Origin of the sequence: Cobetia sp. 29-18-1 (genome assembly GCF_029846405.1) — a bacterium.
In the GTDB taxonomy this organism is placed as follows: Bacteria; Pseudomonadota; Gammaproteobacteria; order Pseudomonadales; family Halomonadaceae; genus Cobetia; species Cobetia amphilecti.
In genome coordinates this window covers 18,815-36,698 of the sequence record NZ_JARWKS010000018.1, presented here as the reverse complement: position 1 = coordinate 36,698, position 17,884 = coordinate 18,815, and the positions used below count along the sequence as shown (strand labels likewise).

General features: G+C 64.2%; 16 protein-coding genes. 8 read left to right on the top strand and 8 right to left on the bottom strand.

Translation table 11 applies throughout. The features are described from left to right. Nucleotides 1-55: 55 nt before the first annotated feature. The 6 genes from QD208_RS13805 to QD208_RS13780 form a co-directional block, all read right to left on the bottom strand. The gene (locus tag QD208_RS13805) at nt 56-907 is read right to left on the bottom strand and encodes an ABC transporter permease (protein ID WP_192837922.1); all 852 of its coding nucleotides are present in this window, start codon (nt 905-907) and stop codon (nt 56-58) included. 3 nt (nt 908-910) lie between these two features. Next, nucleotides 911-2,212, bottom strand: a complete 1,302-nt coding sequence (locus tag QD208_RS13800) for an ABC transporter permease (protein ID WP_054556762.1) — start codon at nt 2,210-2,212, stop codon at nt 911-913. Between the two features lie 174 nt (nt 2,213-2,386). Further along, nucleotides 2,387-3,523 (bottom strand): extracellular solute-binding protein, encoded by a 1,137-nt coding sequence (locus QD208_RS13795; protein ID WP_225347830.1) that lies wholly within the window; start codon nt 3,521-3,523, stop codon nt 2,387-2,389. Nucleotides 3,524-3,682: 159 nt separating this feature from the next. After that, entirely contained in the window at nt 3,683-4,831 is a 1,149-nt protein-coding gene (locus QD208_RS13790; protein WP_175089820.1) for an ABC transporter ATP-binding protein, read from the bottom strand. A gap of 367 nt (nt 4,832-5,198) precedes the next feature. Next, nucleotides 5,199-5,360, bottom strand: coding sequence for a YqaE/Pmp3 family membrane protein (locus tag QD208_RS13785; protein ID WP_043334518.1), 162 nt, complete (start codon nt 5,358-5,360; stop codon nt 5,199-5,201). 100 nt (nt 5,361-5,460) lie between these two features. Continuing rightward, complete coding sequence (locus QD208_RS13780; RefSeq protein WP_279837152.1) at nt 5,461-5,739, bottom strand: hypothetical protein; 279 nt, start codon at nt 5,737-5,739, stop codon at nt 5,461-5,463. Nucleotides 5,740-6,114: 375 nt separating this feature from the next. On the opposite strand from QD208_RS13780, the gene QD208_RS13775 reads away from it, so the two are divergent. From QD208_RS13775 to QD208_RS13760, 4 genes are all read left to right on the top strand, one after another. After that, nucleotides 6,115-6,864, top strand: a complete 750-nt coding sequence (locus QD208_RS13775) for a glutathione peroxidase (protein ID WP_279837151.1) — start codon at nt 6,115-6,117, stop codon at nt 6,862-6,864. A 113-nt stretch (nt 6,865-6,977) separates the two neighbouring features. Beyond that, nucleotides 6,978-8,462 (top strand): dihydrolipoyl dehydrogenase, encoded by a 1,485-nt coding sequence (locus QD208_RS13770; protein WP_192837919.1) that lies wholly within the window; start codon nt 6,978-6,980, stop codon nt 8,460-8,462. 158 nt (nt 8,463-8,620) lie between these two features. Further along, entirely contained in the window at nt 8,621-9,040 is a 420-nt protein-coding gene (locus QD208_RS13765) for a CBS domain-containing protein (protein ID WP_043334523.1), read from the top strand. 616 nt (nt 9,041-9,656) lie between these two features. Next, a complete protein-coding gene (locus tag QD208_RS13760) occupies nt 9,657-11,084 on the top strand; it encodes a D-serine ammonia-lyase (RefSeq protein ID WP_279837150.1) in 1,428 nt (475 codons plus the stop codon). A 4-nt stretch (nt 11,085-11,088) separates the two neighbouring features. Here QD208_RS13760 and QD208_RS13755 read toward each other — a convergent pair whose 3' ends face one another. Further along, complete coding sequence (locus tag QD208_RS13755; protein ID WP_131431669.1) at nt 11,089-11,673, bottom strand: VTT domain-containing protein; 585 nt, start codon at nt 11,671-11,673, stop codon at nt 11,089-11,091. 163 nt (nt 11,674-11,836) lie between these two features. Continuing rightward, complete coding sequence (gene glcC, locus QD208_RS13750; protein WP_279837149.1) at nt 11,837-12,652, bottom strand: transcriptional regulator GlcC; 816 nt, start codon at nt 12,650-12,652, stop codon at nt 11,837-11,839. A 375-nt stretch (nt 12,653-13,027) separates the two neighbouring features. Here glcC and glcD point away from each other — a divergent pair, with 375 nt between their 5' ends. The 4 genes from glcD (at nt 13,028) to QD208_RS13730 (ending at nt 17,767) form a co-directional block, all read left to right on the top strand. Continuing rightward, nucleotides 13,028-14,527, top strand: coding sequence for a glycolate oxidase subunit GlcD (gene glcD / locus QD208_RS13745; protein WP_279837148.1), 1,500 nt, complete (start codon nt 13,028-13,030; stop codon nt 14,525-14,527). 170 nt (nt 14,528-14,697) lie between these two features. After that, entirely contained in the window at nt 14,698-15,900 is a 1,203-nt protein-coding gene (glcE, locus tag QD208_RS13740) for a glycolate oxidase subunit GlcE (RefSeq protein ID WP_279837147.1), read from the top strand. Nucleotides 15,901-15,928: 28 nt separating this feature from the next. Next, nucleotides 15,929-17,281, top strand: a complete 1,353-nt coding sequence (gene glcF, locus QD208_RS13735) for a glycolate oxidase subunit GlcF (RefSeq protein WP_279837146.1) — start codon at nt 15,929-15,931, stop codon at nt 17,279-17,281. Nucleotides 17,282-17,359: 78 nt separating this feature from the next. Continuing rightward, nucleotides 17,360-17,767 (top strand): heme-binding protein, encoded by a 408-nt coding sequence (locus tag QD208_RS13730; protein ID WP_043334532.1) that lies wholly within the window; start codon nt 17,360-17,362, stop codon nt 17,765-17,767. Nucleotides 17,768-17,884: the final 117 nt, after the last annotated feature.

The following is a 17,884-nucleotide window of genomic DNA, read 5'->3' as shown; positions in this document are numbered from 1 at the left end:
TTTCTCACCGCTATCAAGCGCTCAGCACTCAAGAGCAGAGGGTAGAGGACAAAGATCAGCTCGGCGTCAGGCCGCGCAGACGTTCATTGCGACGGCGAATCAGCTCCAGTGTCGTCAGCAGCAGGATCGAGACCAGTACCAGCAGCGTGGCCACCGCCAGGATCGTCGGGCTGATCTCCTCGCGGATACCGGACCACATCTGGATCGGAATGGTGGTCTGCGCCGGCCCGGCGATGAACAGCACCACCACGACTTCATCGAACGAGGTGATGAAGGCGAACAGCGCACCGGACACCACTCCCGGCGTCACCAGCGGCAGGATGATGCGGAAGAAGGTGCGACTCGGACTGGCCCCCAGCGAGTGCGCCGCACGCGTCAGAGAATGATCGAAGCCGGACAGCGTCGCCGTCACCGTGATCACCACGAAGGGAATGCCCAGCGCCGTGTGCGCCAGAATCACGCCCAGGTAGGTCTGGGTCAGCCCCAGTTTCGAGAAGAAGAAGAACATCGCCGCGGCGCTGATGATCAGCGGCACGATCATCGGCGAGATCAGGATCGCCATGATGGTATTGCGAAACGGCATGAAACGGCTGGAAAGCCCCAGTGCGGCAAGTGTGCCCAGTACCGTGGCCAGCACCGTCGCGCACACCGCCACGATGATGCTGTTCTTGATCGAGCGCATCCACTCATCCGAGGTGAAGAACTCCTGATACCAGCGCAGCGAGTAGCCATCGGGGTCCAGCGACAGCATCTTCTCCGAGAAGGTGAAGTAGGGTTCGGCATTGAACGAGAGCGGAATGATCACCAGGATCGGCCCGATCAGGAACAGGAAGATCAGCGCGCACAGCACGCAGAACACCCAATGCCAGATCCGCTCACCACGAGTTGCATAGGAAGGTATGGCCATCTGTCACCCCAGTTTGACCTTGTCCACACCGATCAGACGGTTGTAGACGAGATAGAAGAGGATCACCACGACCAGCAGAATCGAGCCAATGGCCGCTGCCAGCCCCCAGTTGAGCGAGGTCTGCATGTGATAGGCGATGAAGTTGGTGATGAAGCGGCCCGACTGCCCGCCCACCAGTGCCGGCGTGATGTAGTAGCCGATGGAGAGGATGAAGACCAGAATCGAGCCCGCCCCGATGCCCGGCAGGGTCTGCGGGAAGTAGACGCGCCGGAAGGCGGTGATCGGCCCGGCGCCCAGCGAGCGCGCCGCGTGCATGTAGCTGGGCGGGATGGTCTTCATCACCGAGTACAGCGGCAGGATCATGAACGGCAGCAGGATGTGGGTCATCGCGATGATGGTGCCGGTCTTGTTGTAGATCATCTGGATACGCGCCTCCTCGGCGAGTATCCCGACGCCCACCAGCATGTCATTGAGCACCCCCTGCTGCTGCAGGATCGCGATCCAGGTGGTGGTTCGCACCAGCAGCGAGGTCCAGAACGGCAGCAGCACCAGAATCATCAGCAGATTGCCGCGACTGGCCGGCAGGGTCGCCAGCAGCCAGGCCACCGGATAGGCCAGCAACAGACACAGCCCGGTGATCGCCGCGCTCATCCAGAAGGTGCGGATGAACAGCGAGACGTGGATCTGCAGATACTCCGGTTTCTCGACGATCTCCCCTGTCGGTGAGAACTGACGATCCACCGCCGCCAGATAGTAGGAAGCGGTGAGAGGCGACGATTCGCGCTTGATCAGACGCCAGATATCCGGGTCCTCCCAATCCTCATCGGCCTTGATCAGCGCGGCCTTGTAAGGGGCCTCCATGCGACCGGCACGGCGGGCGCTCTTCATGAACAGCGACCGCATGCCGGACTTTTCGTAGTTGAGACGCGAGGCGACGCGCCCGAGATTGCGCGCCTTGAGTCCCGCGGCCAGATCCTGCGCCAGGGCGGCGTAGGCGGCCTCTTCCGGCAACCCTTCGCCGTCCCAGTCGACCAGCACCTCGCTGGTGCGCGGCAGATAGGTGGAGACTTCCGGGTTGTCGACACTGCGTGACAGCATGTCGAAGATGGGCATGACGAATGCCAGCCCGATGAAGACCAGCAACGGTGCCACCAGCAGCAACGCCTTGATGCGGCTGCGGCGGATGGCGCGATTGAGGCTCTGTTTCAGCGGTACGCCATCGGCGGTGGTCAGCGCCGCGCCGGGGGCACCATTGGGGTCATGTGCTGCGCTTCCGGACGTGGCCGGGGCGGAGGAATCGCTCATCCTGCACTCCTTGATCGGCTATCCGAGGATGCCTAGGCCGCCAGCCGGCTTCCGCGTGACAGTGACGGAAGCCAACCTGGCGGAATCGAGCATGGCCGACGGGCCATCAGGCATGATCAAAAAGGCCCCGGCGCGCAGGTGTGCGCCACCGGGGCCAGCGGGTCAGTGCAGGGGTCAGCGTGCCAGCCAGGCGTTGAAGCGCTGGCTCAGCTCATCGAGGTTGTCGGCCCAGAATTCGTCATCCTTGGGGATGGCGGTCTCGAAGTTGGGGCCATAGGTGGGCATGTGCGGCTTCATGTCGATGCCGGTGTCCGCATGGGTCGAGACCAGTGCCGCGGAGGAGGTACGCGCCGGCCCGTAGGAGATGTACTTCGCCTGATCCGCCAGACGCTGGGTATCGGTGGCGAACATCAGGTAATCCTTGACCTTGTCGAGCTTGCCGGTCGGGACGACCCAGCCATCCAGCTCGAAGACCTGGGCATCCCAGACGATGGAGAATGGCTGCTTCTCGTTGACCTCGGCATCGAAGATGCGTCCGTTGTAGGCCGAGGCGAAGGCCACTTCCTTGTCCGCCAGCAGCTGCGGCGGCTGTGCGCCCTCTTCCCACCAGATCACGCTGTCCTTGATGGTATCGAGCTTGGCGAAGGCACGTTCGATGCCTTCCTCGGAATCCAGCATCTCGTAGACATCTTCCGGGGCCACGCCATCGGCTACCAGCGCCCACTCCATGTTGTTGATCGGCTTCTTCTGCAGCGCACGCTTGCCGGGGAATTCCTCGAGATTGAAGACGTCATCGATGGAATCCGGCTGCTTGTCCTCGGGGAACATCTCGGTATTGAAGGCCACGATGTTGGAGTAGACGATCTGCGGCACGAAGCACTCGCTGAGCGAATTCTCGATGAAGTCCTCGCTGGCCGGCGTGCCATCCGGCGCTGCCGCGAACAGGGTGTCCGGGTCCAGCGGCTCGATCAGGCCTTCCGAACAGGCGATCAAGGCATCACTGGGGAGCATGTCGACCAGGTCCCAGGTGACGTTGCCGGCCTGGACCTGTGCGCGCAGACCGGACAGCGCATTGGATGACTTGTCGATATTGACGACGGTGTCGCCGCTCTTCTCCTCCCAGGGCTCGTGATAGGCCTTGTTCTGGCTGTCGGTATAGGCGCCGCCCCACGAGACGATATTGAGCGTCTCGGCCTGGGCCGCTCCGGCGCTCATGCCGGCCGCTGCCACGGCGACCGCCAGCAGGCTGCGCAGCGGCATGCCCGGGCGCGAGGTAGTGAATGACGCGGTGAACTGATTGATGACTGACATGGATGAATCTCCCTGATTTCTTGTTGTTGTGCTGCACTCTTGTCGCGAAATCTGCTCTTGCTCTGCTGAGGAAGCGTGCTTCACCTCCCTTGCTGCTTTTCCTTTCTCGCCTGTCCTTTTCTCGCCTGTTCTTCTGGTCTGCTCTGACCCTTGCTGGCCTCAGGCATCCAGTGCCCGGCAGTCGCAGGCGTCCCATCCCACCTGCAGGGTCTGCCCGGGCCGCAAGGGCGGATAACCCTCGGCGTTGGGTGTCTTGATGATGAATTCGTCACTGCCACACACCGCCACGCGCGTGCGCAGATGATCTCCAAGATAGATCACCTCGAGCACCTCGGCGGAGAAGACATTGTCGGGAGGGCTTGGCGTGCCCGCGGCGCCTGGCTCTTCCGCCGACAGCAGGCGCACCCGCTCCGGGCGCAGTGACAGCTGGGTGCGCTCGCCGACCTCATTGACGGCCACCTTGAGCGCTCGTACCTGCTCGCCACTGTCGAGGGTCACCGTGCAATGTTCACCCTGAGCGTCGAGCTGCGATACCTGGCCGTTGAGGCGATTGTTCTCGCCGATGAAATAGGCGACGAAGGCATTCTCCGGCGCTTCATACAGCGCCTCGGGGGTTGCCAGCTGCTGGACGATGCCGTCATTGAAGACCGCGATGCGGTCCGACATGGTCAGCGCTTCCGTCTGATCATGGGTCACGTAGAGCATGGTGACGCCGAGGCGCTGGTGGATGCGCTTGATCTCGAACTGCATCTCTTCGCGCAGGTTCTTGTCCAGCGCCCCCAGCGGTTCATCCATCAGCACCAGCTCCGGCTCGAAGACCAGCGCACGGGCCAGAGCGACCCGCTGCTGCTGCCCGCCGGAGAGCTGCCCCGGACGGCGATCGCCGAATTCGCCGAGTCGCACCATGTCCAGCGCGTTGGCCACCTTGGTCGAGATTTCCTCCTTGCTCATGCCGCGCACTTCCAGCGGGAAGGCCAGATTCTCGGCCACGCTCATGTGCGGAAACAGCGCATAGTTCTGGAAGACCATGCCGATACCGCGCTTGTGCGGTGGCAAGTCATTGATGGGGGTACCGTCGAGGAGGATGTCGCCGTGGGTCGGCGTTTCGAAGCCTGCCATCATCATCAGGCAGGTGGTCTTGCCGGAACCGGACGGCCCCAGCAGGGTGACGAACTCGCCGCGCTGGACTTCAAGATTGAAGCCCTTGACCACCAGCGTTTCGCCGTCATAGCTCTTTTGCACATCATTGAAGATCGCGAAGCAGGAGCTGGTCTCCTGCGGCGCGTCGGGCTCAGCAGTCGTGACCATGCGTGGTATCCATACGTGTTGTTGTTATCGTGGAGCATGTGATCGAACAGGCTTCACCGGCCCTGATCGCTGCCCTCAGTCCCATTTGACCCTACGGGGGCAAGCGAGAGGCGACAAGCGCCACGCTCGCTGAAAAGCGTTGAAATCAGGCTATGCGAAAGTCTACATGTTGAACTACCGTCGCCTGCCATTCGCCAGGGCCCTCGGCATCCACCGCCGCTGAATCACCGACGCCACATGGCGCTTCCCCGGTGAGCGCCCACTGAAAAGCCCCCGCTGCACACAAGGCAGCGGGGGCTTCGGGTCTTTCAACTCTGGGTTGCCCGAGGTGGGCAGCCATATCAGAGCCTCTGGGGCTCAGCGGCGGTCAGAACTTGGTAATGACCCACACCGCGTGGATGATCCCCGGCAGGAAACCGAAGCAGGTCAGGATGATGTTGATCCAGAAATGCTTGTTGGCGACACCCACCTGCATGAGAACGCCCAGCGGCGGCAGGATGATGGCCAGAATGATGCGAATGATATCCATGAGTTGCTCCTTGCGATTGTGACAACCGTGACTCCACGGAGGTCATGAATGTTCGGTACTCGTGTTGATCAGTGTCCTTCTTGATCACTGTCCTTCTTGATTACTGCCCGTCTTGATCAGCGTCGGCCTTGTCGACGTCATCGTCGTGCGCTGAGGCGGATCCGCCGGCGCGGGCCTGACGATCGATCTTCTGGGACAGCTTCTCGGAGTCCGCGGCCAGCTGCTCGTGGTAGCGCTCCCAGTCTTCCCAGTCATGCGGCGTCCCGGTGCGTGGCCGATGGCTGCCGGACTCACGTGCACGTGCCCAGGCATGTTCTTCCAGACTCTGAGGCTTGTCCTCCTCCTTGTCCTTGTCGCCGTCCAGGCCGTGCTTCGCCATGTACTCTCGTGCGTTCATCTATTGCCTCGCTTGCCAGACTCGACGCCTGACGATGCTGTGACGTACCCACTACCTATGGCTGACAGAGGTAAATATCAAGTCTGTATAACTATTTCCGGCAGAAAAGCCGCTTGCCGGCCAGCACGTTCCTGCCGAGAACAAGGCCATGAGCCAGCCCACGCCTGAATGTCAGCACCATCATCAAGAAAAGCTATCGCCTCGCTTGATGCAATCAAATTCACCCACGAGAGGCTTGCCCCTAGACTGGCTCCAGTTTCGCAAGGCACTGATTTCTCATGCACTCGACATTGTCATCGAGCCTCAGTCGCCTGCCATCCCCTTTAGATACGTCTCATCGAGACCGGAGCCAATTTCATGCAACTCGAATCACACGAAGGCCAGCAGGTCCCGAACGTCAGCTTCAAGATCCGTCGCGACGGCCGTCTGGTCGAGCGCACCAGCGAGGAGATCTTCTCGGGCCGCAACGTGGTGGTCTTCGCCCTGCCGGGCGCCTTCACCCCGACCTGTTCCTCCACTCACCTGCCGCGCTACAACGAGCTGGCCGATCGCTTCTATGCTGTCGGCGTCGACGAGATCGTCTGCCTGTCCGTCAATGACGCCTTCGTCATGGAATCCTGGGGCGAGCATCAGGAAGCCGAGAACCTGAGCCTGATCGCCGATGGCAACGGTGACTTCGCCGCCGGCATGGGCATGCTGGTCGACAAGAGCGACATCGGTTTCGGCAAGCGCAGCTGGCGCTATTCCATGCTGGTACGCAACGGCGTGGTCGAGAAGCAGTTCATCGAGCCGCAGAAGCCGGGCGACCCCTTTGAAGTCTCCGACGCCGATACCATGCTCGACTATCTGGCCCCGGACGCCGGCCGTCCCAGCTTCGCTACCCTGTTCAGCAAGCCGGGCTGCCCGTACTGCGCACGTGCGAAGCAGATGCTCGACGAAGCACGCATCAGCTACGAAGTCATCGAAGTCGGCACCCGCGGCGTGACCTCACGCACCCTGCGCGCCATGACCGGTCAGGCCACCGTGCCGCAGGTCTGGATCGACGGCGAGCATGTCGGCGGCAGCGATGAAGTCGCCCGCTACTTCGGCAGCCTGACCAGCGCTTGAACGCATCACGCTGACAGGCCCCGATAACTTTCTCTTTTCATCACGCGCGGGCCACGCTCGCGCTTGAGACCCCATTGTCAGGTGCGCCGCTGGCGCGCCTTGAGGAGTACGACGTGAACGAACGCCAGGTTGAAGTCGCCATCATCGGTGCAGGCAGTGCCGGTCTGGGTGCCTATCGCGCCGCCAAGGCACACACCGATTCCGTGGTCATGATCGAAGGCGGCCCCTACGGCACCACCTGTGCCCGTGTCGGCTGCATGCCGTCCAAGCTGCTGATCAGTGCGGCCGAAGCCGCGCATCACGCCCGTGATACCGCACCGTTCGGCATCAATATCGAAGGCGAGGTCAAGGTGGATGGCCGCGCCGTGATGGACCGCGTCAAGCGTGAGCGCGACCGCTTCGTCGGCTTCGTGGTCGAGTCCGTGGAAGGCATCCCCTCCCACGACAAGCTGCGCGGCAATGCGCGTTTCGAGACCGCCAACAGCCTGATCATCGGCGACAATGAGACCCGCGTCACCTTCGAGCGTGTCGTGATCGCCACCGGCTCACGCCCCAGCTACCCGGGCTTCTTCGAGAATGCCGGTGACCGCCTGATCATCAACGACAGCGTCTTCGACTGGGACGACCTGCCGGAATCCGTCGCCGTCTTCGGCCCGGGCGTCATCGGGCTGGAGCTGGGCCAGGCGCTCACGCGTCTCGGCGTGCGCATCCGCATGTTCGGTGTCGGCGGCGCCATCGGCCCGCTGCGTGACGAGAAGCTGCGTGCCAATGCCGATCGCGTCTTCAACGAGGAGTTCTATCTCGACCCGGACGCCAAGGTCGAGAAGATCGAACGCGTCGAGGACGAGAACGGCGCCGGTGTCGAGATCACCTTCATCGAGCGTGGCAGCGAAGCACGTCTCACCGAGCGTTTCGACTACCTGCTCGCGGCCACCGGCCGTCGCCCGAACGTCGATCGCCTCAATATCGAGGCGCTGGGTCTGAAGCTGGACGAGCGCGGCGTGCCGATCTTCAATCGTCACACCCTGCAGACTCGTCTGAGCGACGACACGCCGAGCCATGTCTTCATCGCCGGTGACGCCAACAACGACCTGCCGCTGTTGCACGAAGCCTCCGATGAGGGCCGTATCGCCGGTGACAACGCCGGTCGCTTCCCCGACGTGCGTGCCGGTCAGCGCAAGAGCACCATCGCCGTCGTGTTCAGTGATCCGCAGATGGCCACCATCGGCCTCTCGACCGCCGAGATCGAACAGCGCTACGGTGCCTGCGACTGCTACGCGGTGGGCGAAGTCGACTTCACCGGCCAGGGTCGCTCCCGCGTGATGCGCATGAACAAGGGCATGCTGCGCGTCTATGGCGAGCAAGGCACCGGCCTGCTGCTGGGCGCCGAGATCTTCGGTCCGCGTGCAGAGCACCTCGCCCACCTGCTGGCCTGGTCCCATCAGCAACGCATGACCATCGAGCAGATGCTGGAAATGCCCTTCTATCACCCGGTGATCGAGGAAGGCCTGCGCACCGCGCTGCGTGACCTCAACGCAAACCTGCAGCTGGGCCCGGCCATCGTCGAGCGCTGCATGGAATGCGGTCCGGGTGACTGATACCCCCTCAAGGCAACGGGACGCGCAGCTCACGCAGTGATGCCCTATGCTCTGAACAGATGTTGAATGTCGCCGGCAGTCACGAAAGTGGCTGCCGGCATTCATCTCACGGCTCCCTCACCGGAGAGTCGAAGAGCAGTGACGCAGGAGACCTGCCCATGAAAGCCACCCAGCTCAAGGTGCCATCGACCCTTCGCGACATCATGTCCCGCGACTGTTATCGCGTAAAGGCGCGCACCAGCATTCTCGAACTCGCCCAGGGCCTGACCCACCACCGTCTGCCCGGCGTGCCGGTCGTGGATGACCTGGACCGCCTGATCGGCTTCATCTCCGAACAGGACATCCTCGGCAAGCTGCTCGACAGTGCCTATCACTGCGGCCAGCATGCCCAGGTCGGCGACCTGATGCGTCACGAAGTCCTCAGCGTCGGCCCGAATGACAGCATCACGGATCTGGCGCAGCACATGAATGGCCAGCGTCCCAAGGTCTATCCGGTGGTCGAGCAGGGCCGCCTGATCGGCATGGTCACCCGCCGCGATGTCCTGAGTGCGCTGCTGGTGATGCAGAACGGCTGTTGAGACAGTTCACCCATCAAGAAACTGCTTAGAGCCAGACCAAACGTACAGAGCCCCCAGCGGTCATCACCGCTGGGGGCTCTGTACGTGATCGCTGAGAAAACCGAGTGCACCGAGAGCGCCTTCAGCATGCTTGCACCAGCAGGCCAACGCCTCGAAGATTACCCAATGGCTAATCAATCTCTGCCGCCAGCCTGACGCCCATCAATTTACGCGCCGCAACCCGAGGCGGTGACAGTCGCTGTAAAGCGCTGTGTCGCGCCCTGCCACCAAGGCCTCTGGCCACAGTGAAAGTCGCTGAAACCTTGGGAGAATCCAAACGCCCCAGGCGAAAACCTGCCAAAGCCCGCGTATTTCAGGCATAAAAAAATCCGCCAGGAAAACCGTGGCGGACCAAAGAACAGTTAAAGCCAGACATAACATCGCGATAACATCATGTCCTTGCTTACTATGACTGCACCTTTTGCATTTCTATCCCGACGGTTGCCAAAAAATTCGGTCTTTTTTGTCACTGACCTTTACGGAATGTGAAAGCTGGGCTACGTGCGTTGCCAGTGGAAGACGCGCTAACCTGTGATCTGACCTGATCGCTGGATCGAGCCCCCCACAAGGACACCGCATGTCTGCCACGCCCCATGACCTCCACGCCCTGACGCTGCGTCACCCGGAAATCGCCAGCCTGATGGCCGGCCGCGAAATCGGCTGGCTCAATCCTGAACGCGTCGCGACCGCCAAGGCGCTCGCCTCACCGGCGCTGCAGGCGAGTGGCGTGGGAGCCCAGGACATCGAGGACGCCGACACACGCCTGATGCGTTTCGCTCCCTGGATTGCCGAAGCCTTCCCCGAGACCGCCGCCGCGTCAGGGCGCATCGAATCGCCGCTGGTGGCAGCGCCCGGCTTGCAGCAGGCGCTGAGCGGCATAGCCTCGACCGCATCTCCTCTCAGCGCAACCGAATCCCCGCTGCCAGGCCGCCTGATGATCAAGTGTGACAACGCCCTGCCCATCTCGGGTTCGATCAAGGCGCGCGGCGGCATCCATGAGGTGCTCAAGCATGCCGAGCGTCTCGCCATTGACGCAGGGCTGCTGCATCAGGAAGACGACTACCGCGCCTTCCAGCGTGATGAGATACGTGACCTGCTGGCCGGCCAACAGGTCGTGGTGGGCTCCACCGGCAATCTGGGGCTCAGCATCGGCATCATGAGCGCGCGGCTCGGCTTTCGCGTCACCGTGCACATGTCGGCGGATGCCAAGCAATGGAAGAAGGACCTGCTGCGCGCGCGGGGCGCGGAGGTCGTGGAGCACAGCGGGGATTACGGCAAGGCCGTCGCCGCTGGGCGCCAGGAAGCGCAGCAGCCCGACGCCCACTTCATCGATGACGAAAGCTCGCGGGACCTGTTCGTGGGCTATGCCACGGCGGCCAGCCGCCTCGCGGAGCAGCTCTCGGCGCAGGGCATCCCGGTGGATGCCCGCCATCCGCTCTGCGTCTATCTGCCCTGTGGCGTCGGCGGCGGTCCGGGTGGCGTGGCCTACGGCCTCAAGCAGGTCTTCGGTGACGCCGTGCACTGCTTCTTCGCCGAGCCGGTCAACTCACCCTGCATGCTGCTGGGCATGTTGACCGGCGAGCATGACGGCATCGCGGTCGAAGATATCGGGCTGGACAATCGCACCTGCGCCGATGGCCTGGCGGTGGGTCGCGCCTCGGCCTTCGTCGGGCGCGTGATGGCGCCCTTGCTCAGCGGAATCCATACCGTGCGTGACGAGCATCTGCTCGAACTGCTCGCGCTGGTATATGACAGCGAAGGACTCATGCTTGAGCCGTCCGCGCTGGCCGGCGTACCCGGTATTCGCCACGTACTGTGCAATGACGCCCCCGAGTGGCACGCCTGGCGGGCGGCCAACGGGCTGGATGACGGCGAGGTGCAGGCCAATACCACCCATGTCGTCTGGGCCACCGGCGGCAGCATGGTGCCCGAGGCGATCTGGCAGGCCGACTATCAGCGCGGCAAGGCGTTGCTCTCCCAGGTCAGCGCAAGCCGGCAAGAGTGAGCGATCAGGCGATGAAGGCCTGCCACAGCCACACGCCGGTCAGCGCCAGCCCGATCACTCCCAGCGGGCGCGAGTAGCGCTGCCAGAGCGCCAGCGCCTGATCCTCGACCAGGGCCACCAGGGCTGCCAGTCCGAAATAGCGCACCCCGCGCCCGACCAACGCCGCCAGCAGGAACAACGCGACCGGATAGCCGCTGGCACCGGCGACCAGCATGGCGCTCTGGAAGGGAATCGGCACGATGCCGATCAGCATGATGGCAAGGAAGCCCTGCTCGCTGAAGCGCTGCTGGAAGGATTCGAAGGCCTGCTGCCCGCCGAAGAAGCCGATCAGCCCATCGCCCCACGTCGCCAGCGCGTAGGCCCCCAGATAGAAGCCCAGCAATGCCGCGGTCAGGTTGCCGGCGAGTGCCACCGCGGCCACGCGCCAGCGGCGTTCGGGGTGGCGCAGCATCCACGGGATCAGAACGACCTCGATGGGAATCGGGATCAGCAGGGTTTCCAGCATCGAGGCGATGAACAGCCACAGCATGGCGTGGCGGGAGTGATTGAGGCGGTCGAGCCAATCACTCGCGGAAGAGAGTTTCCACATGAAGGCAGCACGTTGTCTTGGGCGATGAGCTGCCCACTTTGCCTTGAGTCCGCCCCGCTTGCCAGCCTGCTTGTCCGCCAGCGCGCACTCCAGTCCAGCCCCCATGCCAGCCCCCATGCCAGCCAGCGCACACGCCTGAGCCTGAGCCAAAAACCCAGACGCGCTACTCGAAGCCTTCCAGGCGCATGGCCGAGCGCACCAGCCGCTCGTCCTCCGCCTCCAGCTCGCGCAGGTTGTCGCGAATGCTGTGCAGATGCTCCAGCGCCGCCTTCTCCGCCGCCTCCGGCTGCTGGTCCATCACCGCGCGGTAGATGGCCGTGTGCTGGGCATTGATCTGGCTGCGGGGAATCGGGCGATGGTAGAGATTGCGCAGCGAGGCGAACACCGAGCTGAGCAGCAGATCATTGATGCCCTTGAGCGTATGCACCAGCACCGGATTGTGGGACGCCTCACAGATGGCGTGGTGGAAGGCGTGGTCGTGACGCGCCAGCTGCTGGGCATCCGGCAGCGCCTCATCGCCCGGCGCTGAGGACTCAAAATCAGGCGGATACTCGCGCACGCAGGCCGCCATCGCCTCGTAATGACGCCGGATCAGCACTCTATCCGCCGGCGTGCCGCGCTGGGCGGCCAGTCGCGCCGACTGCCCTTCCAGCAGAGCCCGTACTTCCAGCAGGTCATACAGGGTGCGCGGCTGATCCCGAAACAGGTGCATCAGCGGGCTGATATCGCCGCTCGGCAACAGCGACGCGACGCTCGAGCCCTTGCCATGACGCGTCTCGATGATGCCCTTGCCACGCAACAGCCTGAGCCCTTCACGCAGCGAGGCCCGCGAGATGCCCAGCCGCTCACATAGCCGGCGCTCCGAGGGGATCATCTGCCCGGGCTTGAGCACGCCGTCCAGAATCAATTGCTCCAGACGCGCCGCCGCCTGATCCGCGGCGCGGGGGTCAGCTCCTGACTCGGCGATGGTTCGCAGCATCCTGCCCCTCCCCTTTTGCTCGACCTTTGTGTGCTCGCCTTGATCAACCCGCTCGTGGCGCTTGATCAACCCGCTGGCGGCGCCTGCCGATTCTCGACTGGTCAGACCTGTCGATCAGCGGGCGCAAAGCCGCCTGATGGCAGCAGACATGTGGCCAGTAAAGCGTGGTTTTCCTTGCACAAACACTAGACGAATGTCTGGTCAGACCACTGATGTGAAGCATGGACAAGGCCGGGGAGGCAGGCCAGATTGTGTGCAGATCAGGTGCGGCGGAATCGACAGGCGACTCGCTCGAACCCCGCACCAGCCGACAGTAACGACAGACAGCACCAGCAGACAGCAGCCGCGCAGACCCCAACCTCCGGGAGGCAGTGCATGAATATCCTCTATGACCCGACGCTGGATGGACCGCTGGCCCAGCACGACAAGGGCCAGGTGCTGGCACATCTCACCACCCTGCTGCCGGACCTGACGCTGCTGCACCGCGAGGAGGACCTGCATCCCTTCGAATGTGATGGCCTGTCCGCCTATCGCGTCATGCCGATGCTGGTCGCCCTGCCGGAGCGGGTCGAGCAGGTTGCCGCCCTGCTGCGTGAATGTCATGCGCTGGGCGTGCCGGTGGTGACACGTGGCGCCGGCACCGGGCTGTCCGGCGGCGCCTTGCCGCTGGCACAAGGCGTGCTGCTGGTGATGTCGCGCATGGCGCGGATTCTCGAGATCGACCCTGACGCCCGCACCGCGCGCCTGCAGCCCGGAGTGCGCAATCTCGCCATTTCCGAGGCCGCTGCGCCCTTCGGGCTCTACTACGCACCGGACCCCTCCTCGCAGATCGCCTGCTCCATCGGCGGCAACGTGGCCGAGAATGCCGGTGGCGTGCACTGCCTCAAGTACGGCCTCACCGTGCACAACCTGCTCAAGCTCGAGATGCTGACCATCGAAGGCGAGGCGATGACGATCGGCGCCGACAGCCTCGACTCGCCCGGCCTGGACATGCTGGCGCTGATGACCGGCTCCGAAGGCATGCTGGGGGTGGTCACGGAAGTCACGGTGCGCCTGCTGCCCAGACCCGAGACCGCCAAGGTGCTGATGGCGAGCTTCGCCGATATCGACAAGGCCGGCCGCGCGGTGGGCGACATCATCGCCTGCGGCATCATCCCCGGCGGGCTCGAGATGATGGACAACCTCGCCATTCGCGCCGCCGAGGACTTCATCCACGCGGGCTATCCGGTCGAGGCCGCCGCCATTCTGCTCTGCGAGCTGGACGGCGCCGAGGCCGATGTCGTCGATGACTGCGCGCGAGTCCGTGAGGTGCTAAAGCGCGCCGGCGCCACCGAGATCCGTCAGGCACAGGACGAGGCCCAACGCGCGCGCTTCTGGGCCGGGCGCAAGAATGCCTTCCCCGCCGTGGGTCGCATGTCGCCGGACTATTACTGCATGGATGGCACCATTCCGCGCCGTGAGCTGCCCGCCGTGCTGAACGGCATCGCGGAGCTCTCGCGCCAATCGGGGCTCGCGGTGGCCAATGTCTTCCATGCCGGTGACGGCAACATGCACCCGCTGATCCTGTTCGATGCCAACCAGCCCGGCGAGCTGGAACTGGCCGAGGAGGTCGGCGGCAAGATTCTCGAACTGTGCGTGGCCGCCGGCGGCAGCATCACCGGCGAACATGGCGTGGGCCGCGAGAAGATCAATCAGATGTGTGCCCAGTTCAACCACGAGGAGATCAGCGTCTTCCATGCCGTGAAGGCCGCCTTCGACCCCGCTGGCCTGCTCAACCCCGGCAAGAACATCCCGACGCTGGCGCGCTGCGCCGAATTCGGTGCGATGCATGTGCATGACAACCAGATGCCGCATCCCGATCTGCCACGTTTCTAGACAGCTGCCACGTTTCTAGACAGCTGCCACGTTTCTAGACAGCTGCCGCGTGACTGGACGGTTTCTCTGTCATGGACAGCTCTCGAATCCGCTGCCGCCTGAGCGTTCGCTGCCGGACCTTTCGCTACCTGACGTTCGCCACTTCATCGCCACTTTAATAGAGATATGCCATGCCAGAGCCAGATGATTCGCTCCAGGATCAGGTGCCAAGCCATGCCGAGTGCGTTACGCCTGCCGCCAGCCAGCCCCCGCAGCAGCACGATGCCAGCGAGGCACTCCGCGCACAGGTCCGCGCCGCCCATGAGGCGAGACGCCCGTTGCGCATCGCCGGCAGTGGCAGCAAGGCCTTTCTAGGCCGTGAAGTGGCCGTCGAAGAAGTGCTCGACATGCGCGCGCATCATGGCATCACCCACTACGACCCGGTGGAGCTGATGGTCTCGGTGCGCGCCGGCACGCCGCTGGCGACGCTCGAGGCCGTACTCGCCGAGCAAGGCCAGCACCTGAGCTGCGAGCCGCCCCACTTCGGCCCCGCGGCGACCGTCGGCGGCACTCTCGCCTCGGGGCTCAGCGGCCCACGCCGCCCCTGGAGCGGCAGCCTGCGCGACCTGGTGCTGGGCACGCGCATCATCAGCGCCGACGGCAAGGCGCTACGTTTCGGCGGGGAAGTGATGAAGAACGTGGCGGGCTATGACCTGTCGCGCCTGATGTGCGGCGCTCAGGGCACGCTGGGCGTGATCAGTGAAGTCTCGCTCAAGGTGATGCCGCGCCCGGTGGAAAGCGAATCGCTGTGTCTGGAAATCAGCCTCGCCGAGGCGCTGTCTCACCTGAATGCCTGGGGCCGCACGCCGCTGCCGATCACGGCGACCAGCTGGCATGACGGCCGCCTCACCCTGCGCCTGGAAGGGGGCGAGCGGTCGGTCCAGGCCGGGTGCGAGCAGCTGGGCGGTGAGGCCCTGACGACGGATCAGGCGGCGGCGCACTGGACTGAGCTGCGTGAACACCGCCTGCCCTTCTTCAGCGCGCGCGCACCGCATCGGGCACTGTGGCGACTGTCGCTGCCGTTGGCGCTGGATCACCTCGAGTGGCAAGCCGCCGTCAGCGAACTGCTGGGCCCTCTGGAGGATGCCGACCTGCTGTGTGACTGGGCGGGTGCCCAGCGCTGGCTTGCAAGCGATGCCCCGGCCCAGCGCATCCGCGCGCTGGCCAGTCGGCTGGGCGGCCATGCCATCTGCTACACGCCGGGCACCGTCGCCGCCGAGGACAGCCCGCTGATGCCGCTGGCCGCCCCCAATGCCCGCTATCACCTTCAGCTCAAGCAGCAGCTGGACCCCCACGGCATCCTCAATCCCGGTCGCCTGTATGCCGAGATGTGACTTACGCCACGACAGGAGACGCACCTGAATGCAGACCCACTTCAGTGACGCCGCGCTTGCCAGACCGCATATCCAGCGGGCCGACAAGGTCCTGCGCAGCTGCGTGCATTGCGGCTTCTGCAATGCCACCTGCCCTACCTATCAGCTGCTGGGCGATGAGCGCGACGGGCCGCGCGGGCGCATCTATCTGATCAAGCAGCTGCTGGAAAGCGACCCCGAGAGCCAGGACTCAAGCACCCGCCAGCAGGCCAGCGAGATCACCCGCGAGACCCAGCGGCATCTGGACCGCTGCCTGAGCTGTCGCAGCTGCGAGACTACCTGCCCGTCGGGCGTGCAGTATCACACCCTGCTCGATATCGGGCGTCAGGAGCTGGAGCGCCGCGTCGGTCGCCCGTGGCGAGAGCGCCTGCTGCGCAGCGGCCTGCGCCATGCGCTGGTCGAACCCGCACGCTTCAAGGCCTTGCTGGCACTTGGCGTGCGCTTTCGTCCCCTCGCGCCTGGCGCGCTGGCCGACAAGATCCCGCTGGCCCGCGAGCGCGACCATCAAGCCAAACACCCGGCCGTCCCCGTCACCGCGACGCCTTCTGATCAGGCGCTTTCTCGCCAAGGGCTTTCTCAGCAAGGGCTTTCGCGCCAGGTGCTGATGCTGGAGGGCTGCGTGCAACCGGGCCTGGCCCCCAACATCAATGCCGCCACTGCCCGCGTGCTGGCGCGCTTCGGCATCGGCGTCACGCCCATTCAGGAGGCAGGCTGCTGCGGCGCCATCGACTATCACCTCAACGCCCAGCAGGCCGGTCGCGCGCGCATGCGTGCCAACATCGATGCCTGGTGGCCGGCCATCGAAGCCGGTGCGGAAGCGATCGTGCAGACCGCCAGTGGCTGCGGGGCCTTCGTCAAGGAATATGGCGAGATGCTGGCCGATGACCCGGACTATGCTGAGCGCGCTGCACGCGTAAGCGCCCTGGCCCGCGATATCGTCGAGGTGCTGGGCGAGGAGATCGCCCGCGATGATCGACAGAGTCTCGCGGCCACGCCCGACCAACAGCCGCTGGCCTTCCATTGCCCCTGCACCCTGCAACATGCCCAGGGGCTGGGCGGCGAGGTAGAGAAGATTCTGTCGCAACTGGGCTTCACGCTGGCCCCTGTCATGGAGGGCCATCTGTGCTGCGGGTCCGCCGGCACCTACTCGATCACGCAACCGGAGTTGTCACGCCAGCTGCGAGACCGCAAGCTTGAGGCGCTGGAGGCCAACGGGCCTGCGCGTATCGCCACCGCCAACATCGGCTGTCAGACGCATCTCTCGAGCGCCGGACGCACGCCGGTGAGTCACTGGATCGAACTGGTGGATGATGCCCTGCCCGAGACGCTCCCGCAGAAATGAAGCGTCACTATCTGTTTCAGTATCTGTTTCACTATCTCTTTCACTGTCCTTTTCCCTCACCACTGCCAAGGAAGCCCGATGATCACTCGCCACGTACTGACCCTCGCTGACGTCAATCAGATGCTGGACGCCGCCCAGAAGGAAGCCGAGGCCAATGGCTGGGCCGTCTCCATCGCCGTTGCCGACGATGGCGGCCACCCGCTGGGCCTGCGTCGCCTCGACGACACCCCGGCGATGACCGGCTACTTCGCCCAGGAGAAGGCCAAGAGCGCTGCCCTGGGTCGCCGCGAGACCCAGCTGTTCGAGGACTCCATCAACGGCGGACGCACCGCCTTCCTGTCAGCGCCGCAGCTTGAAGGCATGCTGGGCGGCGGCGTGCCGGTGATGGTCGAAGGCCAGATCGCCGGCAGCATCGGCGTGTCCGGCGTCAAGCCGGAGCAGGATGCCCAGATCGCCAAGGCCGGGGTCGCCGCGCTGGGCCTCTGAGGCGCCGCCAGCCTGGATAAAGAGGCCCCGCCAGCCTGGATAAAAGAGGCGAATGAAAAGACCGCCGCGCCCATCAGGGCACGGCGGTCTTTTTGCATACACCACTCTCGCGTCTGT

Bases quoted from the DNA above. Each gene is read 5' to 3' on its own strand.
- QD208_RS13795 (WP_225347830.1), bottom strand. From the start codon at position 3,523: ATGTCAGTCATCAATCAGTTCACCGCGTCATTCACTACCTCGCGCCCG.
- glcC (WP_279837149.1), bottom strand. From the start codon at position 12,652: ATGCTGCGAACCATCGCCGAGTCAGGAGCTGACCCCCGCGCCGCGGAT.
- QD208_RS13780 (WP_279837152.1), bottom strand. From the start codon at position 5,739: ATGGCGAAGCACGGCCTGGACGGCGACAAGGACAAGGAGGAGGACAAG.
- glcF (WP_279837146.1), top strand. From the start codon at position 15,929: ATGCAGACCCACTTCAGTGACGCCGCGCTTGCCAGACCGCATATCCAG.
- QD208_RS13730 (WP_043334532.1), top strand. From the start codon at position 17,360: ATGATCACTCGCCACGTACTGACCCTCGCTGACGTCAATCAGATGCTG.
- QD208_RS13755 (WP_131431669.1), bottom strand. From the start codon at position 11,673: ATGTGGAAACTCTCTTCCGCGAGTGATTGGCTCGACCGCCTCAATCAC.
- glcD (WP_279837148.1), top strand. From the start codon at position 13,028: ATGAATATCCTCTATGACCCGACGCTGGATGGACCGCTGGCCCAGCAC.
- QD208_RS13760 (WP_279837150.1), top strand. From the start codon at position 9,657: ATGTCTGCCACGCCCCATGACCTCCACGCCCTGACGCTGCGTCACCCG.
- QD208_RS13800 (WP_054556762.1), bottom strand. From the start codon at position 2,212: ATGAGCGATTCCTCCGCCCCGGCCACGTCCGGAAGCGCAGCACATGAC.
- QD208_RS13785 (WP_043334518.1), bottom strand. From the start codon at position 5,360: ATGGATATCATTCGCATCATTCTGGCCATCATCCTGCCGCCGCTGGGC.
- QD208_RS13765 (WP_043334523.1), top strand. From the start codon at position 8,621: ATGAAAGCCACCCAGCTCAAGGTGCCATCGACCCTTCGCGACATCATG.
- glcE (WP_279837147.1), top strand. From the start codon at position 14,698: ATGCCAGAGCCAGATGATTCGCTCCAGGATCAGGTGCCAAGCCATGCC.
- QD208_RS13805 (WP_192837922.1), bottom strand. From the start codon at position 907: ATGGCCATACCTTCCTATGCAACTCGTGGTGAGCGGATCTGGCATTGG.
- QD208_RS13775 (WP_279837151.1), top strand. From the start codon at position 6,115: ATGCAACTCGAATCACACGAAGGCCAGCAGGTCCCGAACGTCAGCTTC.
- QD208_RS13790 (WP_175089820.1), bottom strand. From the start codon at position 4,831: ATGGTCACGACTGCTGAGCCCGACGCGCCGCAGGAGACCAGCTCCTGC.